Origin of the sequence: Spirosoma sp. (assembly GCF_026391055.1) — a bacterium.
GTDB lineage: Bacteria > Bacteroidota > Bacteroidia > Cytophagales > Spirosomataceae > Spirosoma.
This window is the reverse complement of the sequence record NZ_JAPLET010000019.1, coordinates 418,941-441,206: the sequence shown is the minus strand read 5'-3', so window position 1 is coordinate 441,206 and position 22,266 is coordinate 418,941. Positions and strand designations below refer to the sequence as shown.

Here is a 22,266-nt window from a genome sequence, read left to right as displayed (position 1 = left end):
TATTTGTATTCGGCGTGGTGTTCTCCATAGCAGCCCGTCTTTTCAATCCGTTCGGCGCAGGTTGTTTTGCACCATCTGTTTGCGTAAACATAACCACGTTCGGCCCTGAATTGCTAATTTTGCGGCCAATTAGTGGATAGTGTATCGTAGCTCAGGTCAAACTCCTGATGCCGGAGCGAACCAACATCCCCTAATTACTAACCACTGACTATGTTAGAGAATCCACAACGCTATACCGTTACGGCGGCCCTGATCTACGCCAACGGCCCGATTCACATCGGTCATATTGCCGGATGCTACCTGCCCGCCGATATTTATGTTCGCTACCTTCGCTCAACGGGGAAGGATGTCGCCTTTATCAGCGGCACCGACGAACACGGCGTGCCCATCACCATCAAGGCGAAAAAAGAAGGCATCACCCCGCAGGAAGTCGTCGATAAATACTACGGCCAGATTAAGCAGGCTTTCAGCGACTTTGGTATTTCCTTCGACATTTACTCCCGTACGTCGAACCCGATTCACCACGAAACATCGCAGGAGTTTTTTACTAACCTCTACGATAAGGGCGATTTCGACGAAGAAATTACCGAACAATATTACGATGAAGTTGCGGGGCAGTTTCTGGCCGACCGCTACATCGTGGGCACCTGCCCGGTTTGCGGCAACCCCAACGCATACGGCGACCAGTGCGAGCGCTGCGGCACGGCCCTGAGCCCTACCGAACTTATTGAGCCGCACTCCACACTCTCCGGCTCGAAACCCGTGCTGCGCTCCACCAAAAACTGGTTTCTGCCGCTGGACCGGATGCAGCCCAAAATTGAAGAATACGTCAACAGCCATCCCGAGTGGAAAACCAACGTATCCGGGCAATGTCAGTCGTGGCTGAAGGAAGGCCTGCGCCCCCGGGCCATGACCCGCGACCTCGACTGGGGCATTAAAGTACCCCTACCCGACGCCGATGGCAAAGTGCTGTACGTCTGGTTCGATGCTCCCATCGGCTATATCTCCATGACTAAAGAGTGGGCGGCCGAACAGGGTCGGGACTGGGAACTGTACTGGCGCGATGAACACACCAAGCTGGTTCATTTTATCGGCAAGGACAACATCGTTTTCCACTGCATTATCTTCCCCGCCATGCTCATGGCCGAGGGGAGTTTCATTTTGGCAGACAACGTGCCCGCCAACGAGTTCATGAACCTAGAAGGGGATAAAATCAGTACCTCGCGCAACTGGGCTGTCTGGCTTCATGAGTACCTGGAGGAATTGCCCGGCAAGCAGGATGTGCTGCGGTATGTACTGGCGGCCAATGCACCCGAAACCAAGGACAGTGAATTTACCTGGAAGGATTTCCAAACCCGCAACAACGCCGAACTGGTTGGCATATTCGGCAACTTCGTGAACCGGGCGGTGGTGCTGACGCAAAAATTCTGCGACGGCAAAGTACCGGCCCTTGGCGAGTTGACCGCTTACGACCAGCAGGTACTGGACGAACTGGCCCTGTTCCCAGACCGAATCGGGCAGGCGATTGGCGCCTATAAGTTCCGGGAAGCGCTCGGCCACCTGATGGACCTGGCCCGGCTGGGCAACAAATACCTGGCCGAAACAGAGCCCTGGAAAGTGGTAAAAACTGATCCGATTCGTGCTAATACGATTCTGAACATAGCTCTGCAAATCTCGGCGAACCTGAGTATCGTCTGCGAACCGTTCCTGCCCTTCACCACGCAGAAACTCCGCAGCCAGCTAAACATCACCGAGCATTTCAACTGGACCAACGCAGGCCGGGCCGATCTGCTGGTTACGGGGACAGAACTGGGCAAAGGTGAGTTGCTGTTCGCCAAGATTGAAGACGACGAAATAAACACACAGATTCAGAAATTACTGAATGCTAAACGCATGAATGAGCTAGAAACCAAGACCGTTCCTGCCCTACGGGACGAAATTACGTACGATGATTTCGCAAAAATGGATATCCGGATCGGTACCATCACCGAGGCCGAACGGGTACCCAAGAGCGACAAGCTGCTGAAACTAAAAGTTGATGACGGAATGGGTGGTCGGCAGATTCTGAGCGGCATTGCCAAACATTTTTCACCCGAAGAAATTATTGGCAAACAGGTGACCTTTCTAGCTAACCTGGCCCCGCGCAAGATGATGGGATTTGAATCGCAGGGTATGATTCTGATGGCCGAAGACCGCGACGGTAAACTGGCCCTTATTGCTCCCGGCGACGCCGTTTGGAATGGCGGAACAGTAAGCTAATCTCTTTACTATTAGACAGTAAAAAGCCGGAGACAATGTGTTTCCGGCTTTTTAGTTTTTTTATCCTTTAATGGCGTGATCTACTGGCACATTTTGCCCCGACCATATTTTCTTGGCAGTCCAGTCGGTGGCGGGGGCAGACCAGAACGGGTCTATAGCCGACAAACCCAACGGCAGAAACGCCACCGAGCATAGATATAGGCTGCCCGTCGAGATATAGGTTTCGCCGATACCGGGCTGATGACCGCACAAGCCAATCTGTAACCACCCTTTGGCATCGAATGTACCATCCACGTCCAGAGTCCGATGAATGACCGCCGTTAACGCCGACCGCACCTGACCGGGCGATAACTCTGTGGGTAACTTTCCCTGCAAAGCAACCTGCGCCAGCAACTGAAAAGCTCCGCATCGGTAAGCCAGCGACCGGCCAAAAGCGGCAAACGAGCCATCGGGCGCAATCAGCCGCTCCTGAACGATGGCGTACCGCTGAGCGCGGGCCAGTAACGTTTCGTATAACCCTTTCTCAGCTTTTCCGGCGTCGGCCAGCGTCCTGACAATATCCAGCAGCATGGGCTGAATGACGTAACTGTTGTAATAATCCCAGTGAAAATCGGGGCCGTCGCCGTAAACACCATCGCCCTTGTACCAGGTCTGGTGCTGTCTGATGGCGTAATCCATCCGCATTTCATCGCACGTACCGCTGTATTTCAACAAGGCTGCCTCAACCATGGCACTGAACAACAGCCAATTGTTGTAGCCTGGTTTGATAGCCCGACTAGCCTGTAGGGCTTTCAACACATTACCCTGTTCAATAGTGCTCAGGGCGTGCCACAGCTTTGGCGAACGCACCAGCCCATGCGCCAGAAAAGCGGCATCGACCAGCGGTTGTCCTCCTCTCACAAAGTTAAGGTAATCGGGCGATTTAGGATTTACTCCGTTGGCAATGGCCTGACGGGATAAGTCGAGGTAGCGCTGGCGAAGTAGGCTCTCCTGCACATCGTCGTCGGCGCTGAGTTCGAGCCAGGGTGCCAGTCCGGCCATTGTCCGGCCGAGTGCTTCGAGGTGCGACACCACTATACGGCCTGGCTGCTGCCCCGGCGCAGACTCAACAGGCATAGTCGCTTTCAAGCGATTCTGCGCCAACGCGATCAATACCGGATCAGCAACTTTGAGTAAGGTTTGCAGCCAGTAAGCCCGGTCATCATTGGCGGTATTGGTTGCCGTTGTTCGTTGCAAAAATCTATCGGTTGCCTTTACCTGGCTAATCCCCAAACTAACCGGCAGGGCGGTAACCAGCCGGGTGAACATACGCCGTTTCATAAATCGTTATTAAGTCAGATCTTTTCAAATAAAGCGACTGTAGCCGGTTTTTACTACTGACCGATTCCATTCCGGACCAAGTCAAATCCCATTTTATCTGAAACGTTCGGGCTAAAAACGCTGTTACAATTCTGAACTTGCCCTTTCTGGTTACCCCGTGAACGAAGAACAAAAGTCAGGTCGGATTTTCGACTTAGCCATCCTCCGACGATTATACGCGTTTATCAAACCCTATCAGACGCGTTTTTACACGCTGATCGGCATCATTATGCTGGCGGCCTGTCTAGCCCCGCTGACGCCCCTGCTCATTCGTTATACCATTGATAACGTGATCGCCATGGGCGATTATCAGCAGTTGACAACCATGCTGGTCATTATGATTGGCGTGCTGGTGGCTCAGGCGCTTATTCAGTTCCTGAACACCTACTTATCCGGATGGCTGGGGCAGTATGTTATACGTGACATTCGGGTGCAGTTATACCATAAAATTCTCCACTTACGGCTCAAGTTTTTCGACAACACGCCCATTGGCCGGTTAGTTACTCGTTCTATTTCGGACGTTGAAACTCTGGCCGATGTATTCAGTGAAGGCATGGCGGCTATTGCGGGCGATATTCTACAACTGGTACTGATTATCGGCGTGATGTTTTATACCGACTGGCGGCTGGCGGCCATCAGCCTATCGACCATTCCGCTGATGCTGTTTAGCACGTACGTATTCAAGGAAAAGATCAAGAAATCATTTAATGAGGTACGGACGGCCGTGGCAAACCTGAACTCCTTTGTTCAGGAACATATAACCGGTATGAACATCGTCCAGATTTTCGGCAGCGAGAAAATTGAAGCCGAAAAATTCCGGGTTATCAATGACGAGCACCGGGCAGCCAACATTCGCTCCATCTGGTACTATTCCGTTTACTATCCCGTGGCCGATATTATCTCGGCGGTAGCCGTTGGCCTGGTGGTCTGGTACGGTGCTCAGCAGATTATCAGTTCGGATGTTACGTTCGGGACGGTTACGGCCTTTGTCATGTTCATCAACCTGTTTTTCCGCCCCATCCGGATGCTGGCCGACCGCTTCAACACCCTTCAAATGGGTATCGTGAGCACCGACCGGATTCTGAAACTGCTGGACAGCGATGAGTTTACAGCAAATAACGGCACGTACGCTCCGACCACCATCCGTGGTGATGTGGATTTCAAAAATGTCTGGTTTGCTTACAACAATGAAGACTGGGTACTTCGTGATATTTCCTTTCGGGTCAACTCCGGCGAAACAGTAGCCTTTGTCGGGGCCACCGGCGCGGGCAAGTCTTCGATCATCAACTTATTGAGCCGCTTTTACGATATCAACAAGGGCGAAATCAAGGTCGACGATGTCGATGTTCACGAATACGAACTAGGTCACCTCCGGCGAAATATCGGCGTTGTGCTTCAAGATGTTTTCCTATTTTCGGATACTATCGAAAACAACATTACGCTGGGCGACAAACGCATCAGCCGAGAGAAGATAGTGGAAGCAGCCAAACTTGTTGGCGTTCACGATTTCATTGAGCGACTGCCAGGTGGCTACGAATACAACGTCATGGAGCGCGGTTCGACCCTGTCTGTGGGGCAGCGACAGTTGATTTCGTTCGTTCGGGCAATGGTTCAGGACCCCAAAATTATTGTCCTCGATGAAGCCACGTCATCCGTCGATACCGAAACAGAAGAAATGATCCAGGATGCTATCGGGAAACTCATGAAAGGCCGCACCGCCATCGTTATTGCCCACCGTCTGTCAACAATTCAGAAGGCGAACAATATTATCGTCGTGGATAAAGGCCGTATTGTGGAACAGGGAAATCACGAAGAACTGCTCCAGCATGAGGGCTTCTACGCCAATCTCTACCGGATGCAATATAAAGAAGTAGTGTAAGCTCGCTCACGAGCGCAAGTCATCTTCTTCCTCTTCAGGACCGGCACCCGTAATTCCTTCCGAAATTACTTTGTGCCCGGATACATTCGATTTGTCATTGGTCGGACCGGGGCCACTGCCATCGAGTGCATAAGCTATTGAAGCGGCTAAATCGTCCGGAGCAATTTTTGCGGATTTTTCGACTGGTTCCGGGTAGGTGTTCTGTGATGACGAGTCATCCCCCTGCTGGTTAATCACTTCTTCATCAGCAGTTGGATCATTTTCCATACCGGTCGGAACACGACTGGATGTACCACCAGTCAACTCATTGGCATCGGGGCTGAAGTGTCGCATGAGTATCGATGAATTTGTTTTCATCTATAACTCGTTTTCTTACAGGTTGTTTACTCTTCAGTCAACTTCTTAACCAGAATTTTATCGATCCTGCTTTTGTCCATGTCGATAATTTCGAAGCGGTAGTTTTGCCAGACGAAGGTTTCTCCTGCTTTGGGAATGTCCTTAAGAATGTGGAGAGCGAAGCCGCCGAGGGTGTCAAATCCCGTCAATTCGCGACGAGCCTGTGCATTTATGTTAATGGAGAAATACGAGATAAAATCTTCGAAAGGCAACTGAGCATCAATCAGAAATGTCCCATCTTCGCGTTCGCGGATTTCGTAATCGGAGTTAACGTCATCGTTGATATCACCGACCAATACGTCCAGGATGTCGTTCAGGGTGATGATGCCCAGCACACCACCATACTCATCGACAATAACGCCAACGTATTGTCTGCGCTCCCGAAATCGCTCCAGTACCTGATAAGCCTTGTTATTTTCGGGAACAAAGAGCGCATCCCGCTTCATATCCGTCAGGTGCAGGAGTTCATTATCCAGATCTCTGCCCAAAAAGTCTTTAGTGTAGATCAAGCCAACGACTTCATCGACTCCGCCATTACAGAGCGGATATACTGAGTGTTTGTGTTCGAGAATACGGGCTTTATTTTCGGCGGGCTCATCTTCCAGATCAAGGAAAACGATCTCCTGCCGATTGGTCATGAGTGAGGTAATCTTCCGATCACCAAGCTGAAAGACATTCTGAACAATTTCCTGTTCGATTTCCTCGATCGCGCCCCCTGAAGTTCCTTCCTGAATAAGGCTCTTTATCTCTTCTTCCGTAACGGCGTTTTCGTTGGGTCGGATGTTCAGTATTTTGAGGAGCAAATCGCTCGACACCGTCAGAAGCGCAATAAAGGGCGATGTTAGCCGCGAAAGGAGAAGCATGGGGGCAGCCATGGTTTTGGCAATTCCTTCGGGATTGGAAAGACCAATTCGTTTGGGTACCAGTTCACCAAAAACAAGCGAAAGGTAGGTAAGCAGCAGCAACACCAACACGACAGCTACCGAGTGCGCGTATGGCTGAATAAAGTCAGCCTGCGCCACAAATTCCTGAACATCGGTGGTCAGTTTATCACCGGAGAAAATACCGAGTAAAATACCGATCAGGGTAATTCCTATCTGTACGGTCGACAGAAAGCGGTTGGGAGAGTTTGAAAGATCGAGGGCAACCTGCGCCTGCCGATCCCCATTTTTAGCGGCTGTTTCCAGCTTCGACTTACGGGAGGATACCAGGGCAATTTCTGACATCGAAAACACACCATTCAGCAGTGTCAGAAGAAAAATAATTAGAAGTTCCACAAAGAGGATGATTGACCTGTTGCAAAAATATAGAAATGGAACTGGTTTGCAACAGATATAACCGTACGATAGACCATCTGTTTTAGTACTTTTACAGTTCGAACTGCTTATTTCCTGATGATTGTTTTCATAAACGACCGCCCTATCCGGCTCGTTGGCCCCAAAGCCGCTACTCAATTGACCAATCCGGCATTGGCAAATCACCCCACATTTGTCGATTATGATCTAATCGTCGATGCCCGTCTGGAGCTGCTCAAACAAGATGCTCTGAATGGTCATTTGCTGTTGCTGAACGCTACGCCGGCTACGGTCAGCAAGCTTTTAACCCTACTCCAAAAAAGTGATGCTGATCAGTTGCTTTCCGTTACGCTGGGCTGCCTCGATAAAGAAGCCTGCGAAGAAGCAATAAAGAAACCATTCAAGATTATAAAAGCCGCTGGAGGGGTCGTCTTTAAAGGCGACAAGATGCTGCTGATGTTCCGCCGGGGCGTCTGGGACCTACCCAAAGGGAAGTTGGATGATGGAGAATCCTCCAAGCAGGGGGCCGTTCGAGAGGTAAAAGAGGAAACAGGGGTTCGTGTATCCGTCGGCGAACGCATTTGTACAACCTGGCATACCTACACACTCAACGGAAGTCGTATTCTAAAGCGAACAAAATGGTATCGGATGAAAGCGCTCGACGATACTCGCATGGCACCTCAAGTTGAAGAAGACATTGAGCAACTCGTCTGGTTTGGCCAGCGGGAAACCAAACTGGCCCTTACCAACTCTTTTAGTTCGATTCGGTACGTTATCGATGAAGTCAACAAGCGCGTAAATGGCAAGGTGTAACAAGCCAGGGCGGCCATGCTCTGCCCTGCTTTATTTTTCTTTTTCCAGCTTCGCCAGTTGATACGGCAAGAACGCATCGACATCCTGTCCGTACCGGTGTAAATCCCGGATTATGCTGGAACTGATTGGGGCCAGATGTGGAGAGGTAATCAAAAATACCGTCTCAACGTCTTCGTACACGTAGCGGTTAACCTGCGAGATTCCGTTTTCGTATTCGAAGTCGGTAGTGTTTCGTAGCCCCCGCAGCAGAAACCGGGCACCCACTTTTCGGGCCACATTGGCGGTCAGATCGTCGTAGCTAATGACTCGTACCGCAGGCGTGGAACGAAAGGCTTCCTCAATTAATCCGGTCATCTGTTCCAGCGGGAAGTAGCGCTCTTTACGAGCGTTTCGCCCAATACCAATGATGACTTCGTCGAACAGTTGTAGGCCTCGCAAAACAATGTCTTCATGACCTCGTGTAAATGGGTCGAATGAACCGGGAAAAAGGGCAATACGCTTCATATAGAAAGAATGAGTGAATTGAGCTAATGAGGGGTAGACTGATCGTATCCCTTATTCACTCAGTAAGCCTAACCCATACAGACTCAGGTATCTGTGGTTGGGTAGGTCGTCAAATGCCGACGATAATCGCAACCCGGGTGGTATCTGCCCGAATGTTAAGTTTGGCAGGAATCGGCTTAATTCAGCGTAAGCCTCGGCAAAAGGTGTGATTTCGCCGTACAGAAAAACGGGTGTCAATTCAGGCGCCAGAGTCTGTTCTTCAAAGACGTACAGCATATAGTAGGCCAGATCCTGTACATTCTTGTACCCAAATCGATTACAGAAACGCACTTTGCCCGAGCTTCTGCAAATGATAGTTACGAATTCGTCCTCAAAGAACAGATAAACATTGTCTGCTGTCAACGCATGCCGATCCAGATCAGCCGTGGCCTGAACTAACGTACCCACCTGGTGTATAAACACCAGTGGCTGAAGTGGATAAGTCTCCGAAAAGAAATCAGCTAACAGATGCTCCATATTGAACACCGACAGAAACCCTTCGGCTTCGTGGGTATAGGACTGAGCGAACTCATGCGCTGGCAAAGCACTTCCCCGCATAAGTGACAGATAACTCCCGGCGTATTCTTTGCGAAAAAGCGGAGCCGGAATAAGAGTAAACGAAGGGGAATTGACACCAATGCGAATTTCCTGCCAGGGGCCTGCCGATAATACAGGGTGCTCGCGAAACACCTCCGGCAGCACACCCGTTACCGAACGCTCGGTAAGCAGGGACGGAAAGGTATAATCTTCCAGGTACAACCCCTGCCCACGACTATCCTGCACCATAAACCGAAACCGCTCCCGGCCCACTTCCAGACTCAACACGGATTTACTGGCAAGCCCGGCGTCGAACGAATCGGCGCTGATTTGTACGGTCGGAGATAGAGTAACAGCGATTTGCACGATATCGGGGCAACCAGGTTTAGTTGATATTGACAAGTAAATCTATAAAAGCCGGACATTTATGCAGGCCAGCTTATTTCAAATAGCCTTTCAGTTGAAACACCTCATCGAGTGAATTACAGTAACGAAACATATCGTGTACCTCTTCGGGCGGGTAACTCTTTATTTCGGCAAACGTCATGAAGCGCACTTCCTCAATAATTTGCCCGCCAACACTCATTTCAGGGTCTGTTCCCTGGTGCAGCTGACCGCCCGTTACCTTAACGATAAAGAACAGTTCCATGGCATGGAGAGGAGGCAACATGAATTCGTTGACAAACAACAGGTCGCCTATTTCGACTTCCAGTCCTGTTTCTTCCACAAACTCCCGACTCAATGCTGCCGGCGCTTTCTCGCCAAACTGAGCACCGCCACCCGGCGGACACCAAAAGGTATTGGTTGGCCCAATGCCCCGATGACGAACCATTAATAGTTGATCGCCTTCACGGTGCAACCCGCAAACCCGCAGCCGGAGCCGGTTGCCGTATAATTTTAGTACTTCTTCCCGAGGCAAATCGACATTATCGGTCAATTTGTCACCCGCCGGAGTGACCTTATCTACCCGCTTTGGCTTATCCGCTACTACTGTCACAATCTTAAACGTATTTGGGGACGCAAAGGTAACAGATTTTGAGGATTAGTGGGTAGGTATTAGGAGTGAGGATCGAGGAGTGAGAAGTTGCTGACACGAGATACTGCTGGCGTTAGCCACTTCTCATTCCTAACTCCCACTACTTACTCAATACGGGCTTCCAGATATGTAGCTTTCCAGCGAATCGATACGCGTCTTCTGATCGCGAATGATGGCCGTAACGATGTCGTTAATTGAAATAATGCCTATTAATTCGCTTTTATCGACAACAGGCAGGTGACGAATATGCCGGTCTGACATGATCACCATACTTTCTTCCAGCGACTGATCCGGGCCGATGGTGATTACATTGGCGGTCATAACATCGGCAATTCGCGTATCGTCAGAATGTCTGTCTTTCAAAATTACCTTACGGGCATAATCCCGCTCTGAAAATATGCCCGTCAGTTCCCCGTTATCAACAACGAGTAAAGCGCCGATATTTTTTTCGGCCATGACCTTTAGTCCATCCAGTACCGTTTGGTCTGAGGAGACGCTATAGAGCGCGTTAATGCGCTTTCCCTGAAGTATTTGGCGTATGTTCATGTAGGAGGCAATTAGTGTAGGGTGAAGATAAGAAAAAGGACGAAGGTGCGAAAGGTGCGATCAAAAAAGGATTAAAAAAATAAAAAATTGCCTCTTTCTCTACCTTTTTTACCCTTTTCACTTTGGTCCTTTTTTCGTAAATTAGACCCATGAACGAAACCCAAACGGCCGCCCATTTGCTGGCCAAACGTTTCCCTTTTAAGCCTACTCCGGGTCAGGAACAGTTTTTCGAACAGATTGGCCAGTTTATCTCCAAGGAAGAAGTTGCCCATTATCGGGATTGTTTTTTGCTTCGCGGCTATGCCGGTACCGGCAAAACCACCCTCGTAGGTACCCTCATAAAAGTACTTCCCCGTTTCGGCTATAAATCGGTACTGCTCGCTCCTACGGGCCGAGCAGCCAAAGTAATGACGAACTATGCCAAGAAACCAGCCCAGACCATCCACCGAAAAATATACAGACAGGTGGCCGACCCCGGCTCGGGAAATCTGGCTTTTCAGCGGCAGAAAAATTACCACGAAGACACCCTGTTTATTGTCGATGAAGCTTCGATGATTTCCGATGAAGCTGACTTTGGAGGGAAGGGACTACTGACCGACCTAATTGACTTTGTCTTCGAAGGACCCGGCAACAAGCTTATGCTCGTGGGCGATACCGCCCAGCTTCCCCCTGTTGGCCGGGAGTTGAGCCCTGCCCTCGACCGGGGCTTTCTGGCTAGCGCGTTCGATATGACTGTGTATGAACAGGAATTGACCGAGGTCATGCGCCAGGATGAAGAATCGGGTATTCTGTACAATGCAACGGGCCTTAGGATGCTGCTGGACGGCACCTCGCCCACCCCGAAAGCGGTTGGTTTTGATGCCTTGCTCAATGACAACGCTTCGGCCGCAACCGCTGAAATACCGCCTATTCAACTTAACGTTCGCTCGTTCAGCGACATTTATAAAATGCCGTTGACTAAGTTGGAAGATGGCATTCGATATGCCTACGACAAATACGGCCGGGAGAATACAGCCATCATCTGCCGCTCCAACAAGTCGGCAGTACAGTACAATCAGTTTGTTCGGCGGATGATTGACCAGTGCGAGGAAGAACTCGACGCCGGGGATATGCTCATGATTGCCCGCAACAATTACACTGTACTTGACGAAGATTCGCCGGCGGGTTTTCTGGCCAATGGCGAATTTGCAGAGGTGCAAAAAATCCGCAATAAGGAAGAAATGCACGGCTTTCGCTTTGCCACGGTCACGCTGCGTCTGATTGACTACGAAGAGCAGCCCGATTTCGACGCCAAAATCATGCTCGACACGCTCCATACACCGGTTCCCTCGCTGACGGCCGATCAGTACAAGGCACTGTACGAAAGTGTTGCCAAAGACTACTTTTACATTAAAAGCAAGAAAGAACGTTCAGAAGCGATACGTCGGGACCCGTACCTCAACGCATTACAGGTAAAGTTTGCGTACGCACTGACCTGCCATAAAGCGCAGGGGGGGCAGTGGAGTGCGGTTTTCGTTGATCAGGGGTTTCTGCCGGAGGGCCAGGTAAACGACGAATTTGTTCGATGGCTGTACACGGCTTTAACCCGCGCCACCGACGAAGCCTTCCTGATGAATTTTAATTCGCAGTTTTTTGGATAAAACAATCGGTTACGGTTTGTAGTAGTTGGTTTACGGTTACAGACCCACTGGCATACCGCAAACCAACTACTACAAACCGCACGTTACTATGTCTCTTGAATGGATAATGAGTGCCTGCATTGGAATCGGCTTGGCGGCCTGCTGTGGCTTCCGGGTATTTGTGCCGCTTCTGATTGCCAGCCTGGCCACTAAATTAGGCATTATCAATACCATCACCGGCTTCGAATGGCTCAGTGGCTGGCCTGCCCTGTTAGGCCTGGCAGTGGCTACCATTTTTGAACTCGGAGCCTACTACATCCCCTGGCTCGATAACGTGCTCGACACGATAGCGACCCCAACCTCCATCATTGCCGGAACTCTGTTGAGTACGTCTTTTCTTCAAATAGATAACCCGTTACTCCATTGGGGACTTGGGTTGATGCTCGGCGGCAGTACGGCGGGAATCATTCAGGCGGGAACCAGTCTGCTCCGGCTTGGTTCCACCGCTACTACCGGCGGGCTTGCCAATCCTGTGGTGGCAACGGGCGAAAATGTGGCCTCCATTGGGCTCTCCATCTTCAGCATTTTATTGCCATTAGTGGCCGCTGTCGTTATCTTTCTGGTGCTAATTTTCATTATCAGCCGACTGGTTGCCCGCCGAAAGATCTGGTTTACCCGCGCCGATAAGTCGCCGAATCTTAGCCGATAGCGAGTTATAGGGTTGTATTTTCGCGACCTCCGGTTTGCCAATTAAAACGGGGCTGAAGCGATTTCATACTGATGAAATCGCTTCAGCCCCGTTTTAATTGGCAAAACTGACTATTATGCCAATCCGGCTACCGTCCTTTTAACAAAGGCGGTTAGGTCGGCACCGGTAAGCATATTCTGCGAAAGCAACGCCAAATCATACACTTGCTTTACCAGTGCTTTTTGCGCATCGGTATCCGATTCTGCCAGCACTTTACCAATCAGCGGGTGGTTTGCGTTCACAACGACGTTGTACGTGACCGGCAGATTCCCGTAGAACGATTGCTCGCCCGAAAGAGCCGACATATCTTTCATCCGGCGCATGAACTCTGGCATGGTAATCGTAACGGGCAGTTCATCCGTTGGTTGAGCTTCTACACTCACATGCAGCATCTTATTGTCCAGCACCTGCTCAAATACCTCTTTCAGTTTCGTTTGGTCGACCTCCGACAGAACGCTTTCATTATTAAGCCCTTTATCGATTAATTTATCGAGTGTATCGGCATCTACACGCTGGAAGCGCACTTTTTCAAGCTTCTGCTCCAATGCATTGATGAAGTGAGCATCAATAACGTTGTCCATTAACAACACATCGTAGCCCCGTCGCCGAGCCGACTCAATGTAAGCATCCTGTTGCTTACGGTCGGAGGTGTATAACATGATTAGCGTCTCACTCTTATCGGTCTGGTTAGCCTGTACTTTCTCGCGGTACTCATCCAGCGTTGTAAACACCCCTTCGGTATTTTTCAGCAACACAAAGTTTTTCGCTTTCTCCCAGAATTTATCGTCGCTCAGGATACCGTATTTGATGAACAGACCGATATCGTCGAACTTCTCTTCAAAGCCTTTGCGGTCGGCGTTGAACAGCTCGTTCAGCTTATCGGCGACTTTTCGAGTGATATAGCCATTGATCTTTTTGACATTGCTATCGGCCTGGAGGAAACTCCGCGACACGTTGAGCGGAATATCGGGCGAGTCGATTACGCCGTGCAGCATCATCAGAAAATCAGGCACTACGTCCTTTACCTCATCGGTAATAAACACCTGGCGGCTGTACAGTTGAATTTTTTCACGCTGGAACCGCAGCTCATTTTTGATACGCGGGAAATACAGAATACCCGTCAGGTTGAATGGATAATCCACGTTCAGATGAATCCAGAACAGTGGCTCCTCCCCCATTGGGTACAACTCCCGATAGAAATTCTTATAATCCTCATCGGTAAGATCGGCCGGTGATTTGGTCCAGATCGGGTTCGTATTGTTAACGACTTTCTCGTCAAACTCAACGGCAACGGGCAGGAACCGGGCATATTTATCGAGAATTCCCTGCAACCGGCTTTTGCTCAGAAACTCTTCGGAGTCAGGTGCAATGTGCAGAATTATGTCCGTACCTCGGTCGGCACGCTCGGCGGGCGTCAGTTCAAACTCTGTAGAGCCATCGCAGGTCCAGCGAACCGCTTCAGCGCCATCCCGATAGGATTTAGTGACGATGTCTACTTTTTCGGCAACCATAAACGCCGAGTAGAAGCCCAGGCCAAAGTGACCGATGATCTGTCCTTTATCGTCCGTTTTGTCTTTGTATTTCTCCAGAAAATCGGTGGCCCCGGAGAAGGCAATCTGGTTGATATATTTCTTGATTTCATCGGCAGTCATACCGATGCCGTTGTCACTGATGGTAATCGTTTTGGCTTCCTCATTCAGCGAAACCGTCACTTTCAACTCCCCCAGTTCACCTCCGAATTCGCCAAACGAAGCCAGCTGGCTCAGTTTCTGCGTAGCATCCACTGCATTTGACACTAATTCGCGCAGAAAAATCTCGTGGTCAGAATAGAGGAATTTTTTGATAATCGGGAAAATATTCTCGGTATGGATTGAGATTTGCCCCTTCTCGGTTTGTACAGCTTCCATAATTTATGTTAGTAAGATTATGAGTCTGTTCTCAGGCCGTCAAATCCTGTTCCAGCCTGTGCGTTTCTGACAGATTGACAGATTTAACGTAGTAACAAGTGCTTTCCAACTGATTACCGCCTGATAGGGTCAGTATAAATAAGCCTATAAATAGCATGAAATTTTCTTCGTTTCTTATTCTAACACTTCTGTTCGGATGCCAGTCGACAGTAACGGTCAACCTTACTGAACGCACTGAGGCTGCTTTTATCACAGACAACAGCCGGATTGCTGATGGATGTGAAGACTTTGTTCGACTGGCCAACGATAGATCCGATACTACCGGAATAGCCAGTTGGCGTAAACCTACAGCGAGCTCCCTCCCTTTGTATTATAAAGCCATCAGCGACATTCCACCCTTGCCCAACTCCGTAGAACGGGCCGTTCTTATTCGTTACGTGGAAACTGGGAAACAAGTTGAGCTACTATGCATCTGGGGAAGTCGTCCGAAAGTAAAGGAGATTGACATTCTGGCAATTTCCAGACGATAGCCTCCTCACTGAACAGCCATTCCGGAAAGTTTGTTATGCTTGTGTATGACCACACACACCTATACAGACATAACCCTTACAGAGCTCGAAAGGCTGCGCCGTCAACCCGATACGGCCGTTGTCGATGTGCGGGACGAATGGGAGTTCGAAGAATTCAATATTGGCGGGCTCAACATACCCCTTGCCGATATCCGGGCCAGAAAGGGTGAACTCTTACCCTATTCGACCCTGCTTGTCATCTGCACTAACGGTGTCCGCAGCCGGGTGGCGGCTAAGGATTTATTGCGCCAACCCGACTTGCAGGCCAAATCCATTTACCACCTGCACGGCGGCATTATTGAAGCCGTGGATTAAGTTTTATGTCACTATGGTAAAGCCCGGCTTGGCCGCCTGTTTCTCAACATGAGGCAAATAAATCTGTAAAATGTCGTGAACGTTCACACGAATAAGCTGACTTAACTGATTCAATGGAAGGTCGTTGCGCTCCAGACCAAAGGGTTCTTCAATTTCTTCACCGATCATCTCCAGCCCAACCAGTATGTACGACGTGAGGACAACGGCCGGGATTGTCAGGTAACCAAAAGCCGTTACAACCGTAAAGGGCAGCAACGTCACATAAAGCATAATGAACAGCTTGATGAACAGCATGTAGGAGAACGGAATGGGCGTACTTTTAATCCGCTCACATACACCACACACGTCCATCAGCGTTGTTAAATACTGATTCAGGTTAATATGCTGTGATTCGGAAATATGTCCCTCGCGGTAGAGGATTTCAGTTTTCACCCAGAGTTGGTTCGATACCCCGGCCGGTTTATGGTCAAAATGGCTCAGGTCACGTCGTTCTCCTTCTTCTACGATGTCCAGTTCGGCGGTGTTATTGCTGTCGCGTAAATGATTCTTCAGGGCGAAGGGAAAATTAGCAATCGCCTTAGCGTAAAACTCCCGGCTTTTGGCATCACCTTCCGGCAGAACGGCATTGAAATAAATGGCCAGATTCCGGCAATTGTTGACCAGGACGCCCCAAGCCTGACGCCCTTCATAAAATCGGTCATAAGCGGTGTTAGTCCGAAAAATAAGCAACAGACTGAGCAGAATGCCCATTGCTCCCAGAAACGAAGAGGGTGTATCTTTCAGACGTAAGTCTGTGTAGTGCATTTCGGCAACCGTAACGATGGTCACATAAATAGCAACAACTATTAACCGGCCCATCAGTGCTTTAGCCGTGGGGCCGGTATGAAAATGCCAAATAGATTGTAATAACCCTTTATTCTTATAGATAATCATTCCCTGTATTAGTGCTGGCTGTTTTTATTAACTGCACAACACACTAAACAGTTATGGTTCCGGCAAAAACCCGCTTTGCTGGTCCAATAAGGTAAATGGAATCAAAGCCACCGTTGGGCTGAGGATTGAATGACACGCGAAGGTTGCCGCCAAGGGTACGGATAAATACGGGGCTAGGCATGCCTAGCTCGTGTTGAGCAACCAGTGCGACAGCCGTTACACCTGTACCGCATGAGTACGTTTCATCTTCCACACCGCGTTCGTAGGTTCTGACAAACACCGTGTTTTCATCAACTACCTGAGCGAAGTTCACGTTTGTCCCACCCGGCTGAAATGGCTCGCTATAGCGAATGGACCGCCCTTCAGATACGACATCAAACGATTCCAAATCATCAACAAAACATACGACATGGGGCGAACCTGTATTTAAAAAGGTCAGCCCTTGGCGATCTTCAATGCCGGTAACATCTGTCATCTTTAACGAAATGCTTTCGTCGGAAACCATCGCCAGATGTTCGCCATCTACGGCCAGAAAACGGGTTTCACTGTCAAAGAGGCCCAGGTCGTGGGCAAACCGGACAATACACCGGCCACCATTGCCACACATGCTGCCTTCAGCGCCGTCGGCATTGAAATAAACCATCCGAAAATCGTACTCCGGATCAGTCTGGAGGAGAATTAATCCATCGGCCCCGATGCCGAAGCGTCGGTGACATAGGTGCTCGATAAACGCCTGATCGGCTGCAGGAAAAGTTCTGGCCCGGTCGTCGATCAAGATAAAATCATTGCCGGTACCCTGGTATTTAAAGAAGTCCATAGTAATAGCCGCAACAGGCTCCGGCTGTTACTGGTTCACTGTTTATGCAACAGCCGGAGCCTGTTGCGGCTATTACAAAAAAAGCCGTCTTTCCAGACAGCTTTTCAAAATCTAATGCAATTGAAGCTATTAAGCGGCTACAACTGCTTTAGGCTTGCGCTCTTTAACACGAGCAGCTTTACCCTGACGACCGCGTAGGTAGAACAACCGTGCCCGGCGAACTTTACCCAAACGAACAACTTCGATTTTGTCGATGTTAGGCGACAGAACTGGGAAGATACGCTCTACGCCAACGCCATTTGATACTTTGCGGACAGTAAATGTCTCGCCAGCGGAACTTGGGTTCCGGCGTTGAATAACCGTTCCCGTGAATACCTGAATACGTTCCTTATTTCCTTCGCGGATTTTAACGTGTACGTTCACCGTATCACCCGCCCGGAATGTGGGCAACTCGGTGCGACGCTGCGCGTTGTCTGCCTCCACTAATTTGATTAACTCGCTCATGACCGTATATAAATCGCCAGATAAGTATTTGCGAAATGAGCCGCAAAGATAGTAAATTTATCAGTAGGAGAAAATACTTTTGTGAAATTACGCTCCGACGTCATCCAATTACTTATGAAAATACTGAACGTTGATCAAATTCGTTCCCTTGACCAATCCACCATTCAACATGAACCGATAGCGCCTATTAATTTAATGGAACGGGCTGCCCTTACCTTTGTCGATTGGTTCGCTGATCGTTTCAAGAGTAAACACCCAATTAAGATTTTTTGCGGGTTGGGCAATAATGGCGGAGACGGGCTGGCCATTGCCCGGTTACTACTGGAGCGAACCTACCCGATTGATGTCTATGTTGTGCGGTATGCCCCGCGCGAATCCGACGACTTTATGCACAACCATCGTCGTTTGAAACTCGTTACGGAAAATATTCATTACATCGAATCTGCCACCGATATTCCAACCATTCGACATAACGAAATTGTGCTCGATGCCATCCTGGGCTCGGGTTTATCGCGCCCTACCGAAGGCATCGTGAAAACCACAATCGAAGCCATTAACCGGACTCCTGCTACCGTTATTGCCGTCGATATTGCCAGCGGCTTGTACACCGATCAGCCGAATAAACTCGGCGACGTTATTGTTGAACCCGACTATACAGTTTCCTTTCAGTTGCCTAAGCTAGCTTTTGTTCTGCCTAAAAATGGCGCATTCGTGGGTGAATGGCACCTTTTGGACATTCAGTTGCACAAACGTTTCATTGATCAGGCCCCTACCTCGTACTATTATACGCAACCTAAAGAAGCCCGGTTACTCCTGCACAAACGCGATCGCTTCTCCAACAAAGGTACTTTTGGCCATGCCCTGTTACTAGCAGGTAGTTATGGAAAGATTGGCGCGGCCATACTGGCTGCCCGCGCCTGTTTACGGTCGGGGGTGGGGTTGTTGACGGTTCAGGTGCCCCAATGCGGTTATATACCGCTACAAACGATTGTTCCGGAAGCCATGTGTCGACCCGATCGAAATGAACATGTACTTTCGGGAACCAGTCAACTTGATGATTTACCCGATCCAACCGACTACTCAACCATTGGCCTGGGCCCTGGTATTGGCAAAGCACCCGAAACGCTGGCGATGATGAAAGCGTTACTGCCTATGTTAAAAAAGCCCATCGTTGTTGATGCCGATGCGTTAAATCTGCTTTCCGAAAACCGCGAGTTGCTGAGGTATCTACCCAAAAACAGCATTCTGACACCTCACCCGAAAGAGTTTGAACGACTGACTAAAAAATGGGACAATGACTACGAGAAACTGGACCTCTTGCGGGAGTTCACCCGAAAGTACGGCGTAGTCGTTGTGTTGAAAGGTGCCTACTCGGCCGTGGCTACACCCGAAGGGGATATACACTTTAACTCAACGGGCAATCCAGGACTGAGCACGGGTGGCACGGGTGATGTACTGACAGGTGTTCTGACGGCTCTGCTGGCCCAGGGTTATGACTCGGTTGAGGCTGCTGTACTGGGGGTATTTACACACGGTTTGGCTGGCGATGTGGTGGCCCGGAAAAGGGGACCAATCGGCATGATTGCTTCTGATATAATTGAAGCGCTCAACTGGGAATAAATTCCACAAAAAGCGTAGAAAAAGTTCCACAAAACAAAGACTCAGGGCATAATTTGATTCATTATCCGGGACTATGCATAGCAACAATTCAAGCAAATTCGTGACAATGGAAACAGGTAGTTATACCTATTGAACAAATTCCGGGTTTTTGCTCTACCATGGAAAGTAAGAAGGCCCCAAATTTGCGTGCAGTAAACTTATAGTTTAATAATGCACACCATGAAAAATACTACCCACAGAGATTGGCGGCTAAACCGCCCCGTCCGTAGAAATCGACTTAGCATAGACCAAACTACTGCGCTAGGCGGTTTAACCTTAGCGCTGTTTGCTTATATCCTTTGCTATTTTATTTATCCGATGTTCGCCAAAGGACTTCTTTGGTAAGACCCGCATAGCTTATTTCAGAAGTTGATACGTGGCGAAGGCGGTTACATAGGCCAGCGCCATCATGTACACCAGCTGAACGGCTGGCCACTTCCAGCTTTTGGTTTCCCGTTGGGTAGCTGCGAGTGTACTCATACACATCATGGCGAACACATAGAAGATCAACAAGGACCAGGCCAGGGCGGGTGTATACATAGCCGCGCCTGTTTCTGGATTTCGCTCCTGCCGAAGTCGCTCCCGAATGGTTACGCCTTCCTCATCGGCACCACTGCCGATGCTGTAGATTGTCGACATGGTTCCGACAAATACTTCGCGGGCGGCAAATGAACTTAGCAAAGCGATACCAATTTTCCAGTCGTAGCCAAGGGGGCGAATGACCGGTTCAATAAAATGGCCGAAGTTCCCGGCGTAAGATGCCTCCAGGCGTTCAGAAGCGATTCGATCCTGAAGGTCATCAGCTGCGGCCATCGGATTCTGCTGCTTCACCCGTGCTTCGGCCTCATCCATATCGTTGCCGGGGCCATAGCTGGCTACGACCCACAATACGATGGAAATGGCCAGAATAACCCGCCCAGCTTCCCAAACGAACGACCGGACACTCTCCCAAACGGTTAACCCGACATGATTCCATCGGGGTAGTTTAAAGGTTGGCAGTTCCATAATGAAGTACCCCCGCTCTTTGGTTCGGAGCAGGATTTTCAGGACATAGGCAGCCAGTAAGGCACTCACTAATCCCAACAGGTACAAGCCCATCAAGGCTAACCCCTGAAGGTTAAATACGCCTAACACACGCTGACTTGGTACAACCAGTGCAATAAGGATAGTATAAATAGGTAATCGGGCTGAGCAACTCATCAGCGGAGTTACCAAAATGGTAATGAGCCGGTCGCGCCGGGTGCCAATGCTACGGGTAGCCATAATAGCAGGAACTGCGCAGGCGACACCAGAAATAAGGGGAACCACACTCCTGCCATTCAGGCCGAATTTGCGCATGATCCGGTCCATAATGACCATTACCCTCGACATATACCCCGACTCCTCCAGCAGGGCAATCAACAGAAACAAAAAGGCTATTTGTGGAATAAACACCAGAATGCCGCCCAGCCCGGCCAGAATACCATCGGTAAGCAAATCGGTAAGCGGTCCAGCGGGTAAACTTTCTTTGAGCTGACCATTGAGCCAGGCAACACCAGAGTCGATGGCGTCCATAAAGGGTTGTGCCCAAGCGAAAATGGCCTGAAAAATAAGGAGCAGGACGAAACCGAAAATAGCGTAGCCCCAAACCGGATGCAGCAATACCCGGTCCAGTTTCTGGCTCCAGGTAGGCTCGTTGACCGGACGCTGATCGCTTACAACCTCCGTTACAATAGCCGCTATTCGTTTATAACGGGTAATGGTTTCCCCCGCCTGGAAGGTGGGTTCACTGAACTTGTGCTGTTCGATAATCTCATCGAGCACTTTCCGCTGGGGTGTATTCAGGAATGAAAACCCGTCATGCTGGATAATGTACTGTAAAGCGAGGTAATTGTTGGTAAGCTTATACTGGTTTTTTGTGTCAGAAATCAACGCAGGCACCTCATCTGCGGGGTCGAAGAAAAGTTTTCCGGGGAGAACTGGTTCCTGCATCTGGCCCAGCACCGCCTTTTTCAGCAGATCGGTGCCTTCGCCCGTTCGGGCATTTATACGAACAACGGGGACGCCCAGACTCATGGCCAGACGTACCGAATTAACCACTTTACTTTGTTGCTGTGCTACATCGAGCATGTTAAGGGCTAGCACCGTTGGCACGCCCAAATCAGCGACCTGCGTAAAAAGCAGCAAATTCCGATGAAGATTAGAGGCATCGACCACAACAACCGACACATCGGGGTAGTCCGGATGAGCAGGATTAGCCAGAATATCCGTTACGATCTGTTCATCCAGCGACTTTGGATAAATGGAATAAACGCCGGGCAGGTCAATTACAGTGGCTATGTGCTGGGTATCAATGGGCCACGTTCCGGATTTTTTATCCATCGTGACACCGGGGAAATTACCCGTTTTCTGACGCAGGCCGGTTAACTGGTTAAATAAAGACGACTTACCGGCATTGGGATTGCCAACGAGGGCAATGGTGGGAGACGATTTCAAGGCAGTTCACGGTCTACAGTAGAGTGATCACGTTCGTGAACCACACCCTATAAACGT

20 protein-coding genes are annotated in these 22,266 nt (G+C 49.7%); 8 read left to right on the top strand and 12 right to left on the bottom strand.

Features of this window, described 5'->3' with window-relative positions:
• The first annotated feature begins 210 nt into the window (after positions 1-210).
• Positions 211-2,259 (top strand): methionine--tRNA ligase, encoded by a 2,049-nt coding sequence (gene metG / locus NT073_RS12555; RefSeq protein WP_297373609.1) that lies wholly within the window; start codon positions 211-213, stop codon positions 2,257-2,259.
• A 60-nt stretch (positions 2,260-2,319) separates the two neighbouring features.
• On the opposite strand, the gene NT073_RS12550 is transcribed toward metG, so the two are convergent.
• Positions 2,320-3,579, bottom strand: coding sequence for a DUF2264 domain-containing protein (locus NT073_RS12550; protein ID WP_297373606.1), 1,260 nt, complete (start codon positions 3,577-3,579; stop codon positions 2,320-2,322).
• A 157-nt stretch (positions 3,580-3,736) separates the two neighbouring features.
• Here NT073_RS12550 and NT073_RS12545 point away from each other — a divergent pair, with 157 nt between their 5' ends.
• Complete coding sequence (locus tag NT073_RS12545) at positions 3,737-5,497, top strand: ABC transporter ATP-binding protein (RefSeq protein WP_297373603.1); 1,761 nt, start codon at positions 3,737-3,739, stop codon at positions 5,495-5,497.
• 6 nt (positions 5,498-5,503) lie between these two features.
• On the opposite strand, the gene NT073_RS12540 is transcribed toward NT073_RS12545, so the two are convergent.
• Entirely contained in the window at positions 5,504-5,830 is a 327-nt protein-coding gene (locus tag NT073_RS12540) for a hypothetical protein (protein WP_297373600.1), read from the bottom strand.
• Between the two features lie 50 nt (positions 5,831-5,880).
• Complete coding sequence (locus NT073_RS12535) at positions 5,881-7,170, bottom strand: hemolysin family protein (protein ID WP_297373597.1); 1,290 nt, start codon at positions 7,168-7,170, stop codon at positions 5,881-5,883.
• A gap of 117 nt (positions 7,171-7,287) precedes the next feature.
• On the opposite strand from NT073_RS12535, the gene NT073_RS12530 reads away from it, so the two are divergent.
• A complete protein-coding gene (locus tag NT073_RS12530; RefSeq protein ID WP_297373594.1) occupies positions 7,288-8,001 on the top strand; it encodes an NUDIX hydrolase in 714 nt (237 codons plus the stop codon).
• 30 nt (positions 8,002-8,031) lie between these two features.
• Here the strand turns inward: NT073_RS12530 and coaD are convergent, their stop codons facing one another.
• The 4 genes from coaD to NT073_RS12510 form a co-directional block, all read right to left on the bottom strand.
• Positions 8,032-8,505, bottom strand: coding sequence for a pantetheine-phosphate adenylyltransferase (gene coaD, locus NT073_RS12525; RefSeq protein ID WP_297373591.1), 474 nt, complete (start codon positions 8,503-8,505; stop codon positions 8,032-8,034).
• Positions 8,506-8,556: 51 nt separating this feature from the next.
• The gene (locus NT073_RS12520; protein WP_297373589.1) at positions 8,557-9,447 is read right to left on the bottom strand and encodes a DUF3822 family protein; all 891 of its coding nucleotides are present in this window, start codon (positions 9,445-9,447) and stop codon (positions 8,557-8,559) included.
• 73 nt (positions 9,448-9,520) lie between these two features.
• Positions 9,521-10,018 (bottom strand): NUDIX hydrolase, encoded by a 498-nt coding sequence (locus NT073_RS12515; RefSeq protein WP_297373821.1) that lies wholly within the window; start codon positions 10,016-10,018, stop codon positions 9,521-9,523.
• 207 nt (positions 10,019-10,225) lie between these two features.
• Positions 10,226-10,663: a CBS domain-containing protein gene (locus NT073_RS12510; RefSeq protein ID WP_297373586.1), complete on the bottom strand. Its 438-nt coding sequence runs from the start codon at positions 10,661-10,663 to the stop codon at positions 10,226-10,228.
• Between the two features lie 149 nt (positions 10,664-10,812).
• Between NT073_RS12510 and NT073_RS12505 the strand changes: the two genes are divergently transcribed.
• Both NT073_RS12505 and NT073_RS12500 read left to right on the top strand, forming a co-directional pair.
• Positions 10,813-12,303: an AAA family ATPase gene (locus NT073_RS12505; protein WP_297373583.1), complete on the top strand. Its 1,491-nt coding sequence runs from the start codon at positions 10,813-10,815 to the stop codon at positions 12,301-12,303.
• 88 nt (positions 12,304-12,391) lie between these two features.
• Complete coding sequence (locus NT073_RS12500) at positions 12,392-12,991, top strand: DUF4126 domain-containing protein (RefSeq protein ID WP_297373580.1); 600 nt, start codon at positions 12,392-12,394, stop codon at positions 12,989-12,991.
• Between the two features lie 113 nt (positions 12,992-13,104).
• Here NT073_RS12500 and htpG read toward each other — a convergent pair whose 3' ends face one another.
• On the bottom strand, positions 13,105-14,937 hold the full coding sequence (gene htpG, locus NT073_RS12495) for a molecular chaperone HtpG (RefSeq protein ID WP_297373576.1): 1,833 nt from the start codon (positions 14,935-14,937) through the stop codon (positions 13,105-13,107).
• A gap of 155 nt (positions 14,938-15,092) precedes the next feature.
• Here htpG and NT073_RS12490 point away from each other — a divergent pair, with 155 nt between their 5' ends.
• The gene (locus NT073_RS12490) at positions 15,093-15,467 is read left to right on the top strand and encodes a hypothetical protein (protein WP_297373573.1); all 375 of its coding nucleotides are present in this window, start codon (positions 15,093-15,095) and stop codon (positions 15,465-15,467) included.
• Between the two features lie 45 nt (positions 15,468-15,512).
• Positions 15,513-15,821: a rhodanese-like domain-containing protein gene (locus tag NT073_RS12485; protein WP_297373570.1), complete on the top strand. Its 309-nt coding sequence runs from the start codon at positions 15,513-15,515 to the stop codon at positions 15,819-15,821.
• A 3-nt stretch (positions 15,822-15,824) separates the two neighbouring features.
• On the opposite strand, the gene NT073_RS12480 is transcribed toward NT073_RS12485, so the two are convergent.
• The 3 genes from NT073_RS12480 to rplS all read right to left on the bottom strand — a co-directional run bounded on the left by NT073_RS12480 (position 15,825) and on the right by rplS (position 18,075).
• On the bottom strand, positions 15,825-16,754 hold the full coding sequence (locus tag NT073_RS12480; protein WP_297373568.1) for a bestrophin family protein: 930 nt from the start codon (positions 16,752-16,754) through the stop codon (positions 15,825-15,827).
• A gap of 43 nt (positions 16,755-16,797) precedes the next feature.
• The gene (gene dapF / locus NT073_RS12475; RefSeq protein ID WP_297373566.1) at positions 16,798-17,571 is read right to left on the bottom strand and encodes a diaminopimelate epimerase; all 774 of its coding nucleotides are present in this window, start codon (positions 17,569-17,571) and stop codon (positions 16,798-16,800) included.
• A 129-nt stretch (positions 17,572-17,700) separates the two neighbouring features.
• On the bottom strand, positions 17,701-18,075 hold the full coding sequence (gene rplS / locus NT073_RS12470; protein WP_297373561.1) for a 50S ribosomal protein L19: 375 nt from the start codon (positions 18,073-18,075) through the stop codon (positions 17,701-17,703).
• A 114-nt stretch (positions 18,076-18,189) separates the two neighbouring features.
• On the opposite strand from rplS, the gene NT073_RS12465 reads away from it, so the two are divergent.
• The gene (locus NT073_RS12465; protein WP_297373560.1) at positions 18,190-19,695 is read left to right on the top strand and encodes an NAD(P)H-hydrate dehydratase; all 1,506 of its coding nucleotides are present in this window, start codon (positions 18,190-18,192) and stop codon (positions 19,693-19,695) included.
• A 396-nt stretch (positions 19,696-20,091) separates the two neighbouring features.
• Here the strand turns inward: NT073_RS12465 and feoB are convergent, their stop codons facing one another.
• Positions 20,092-22,209: a ferrous iron transport protein B gene (gene feoB / locus NT073_RS12460; protein WP_297373557.1), complete on the bottom strand. Its 2,118-nt coding sequence runs from the start codon at positions 22,207-22,209 to the stop codon at positions 20,092-20,094.
• Positions 22,210-22,266 lie beyond the last annotated feature (57 nt).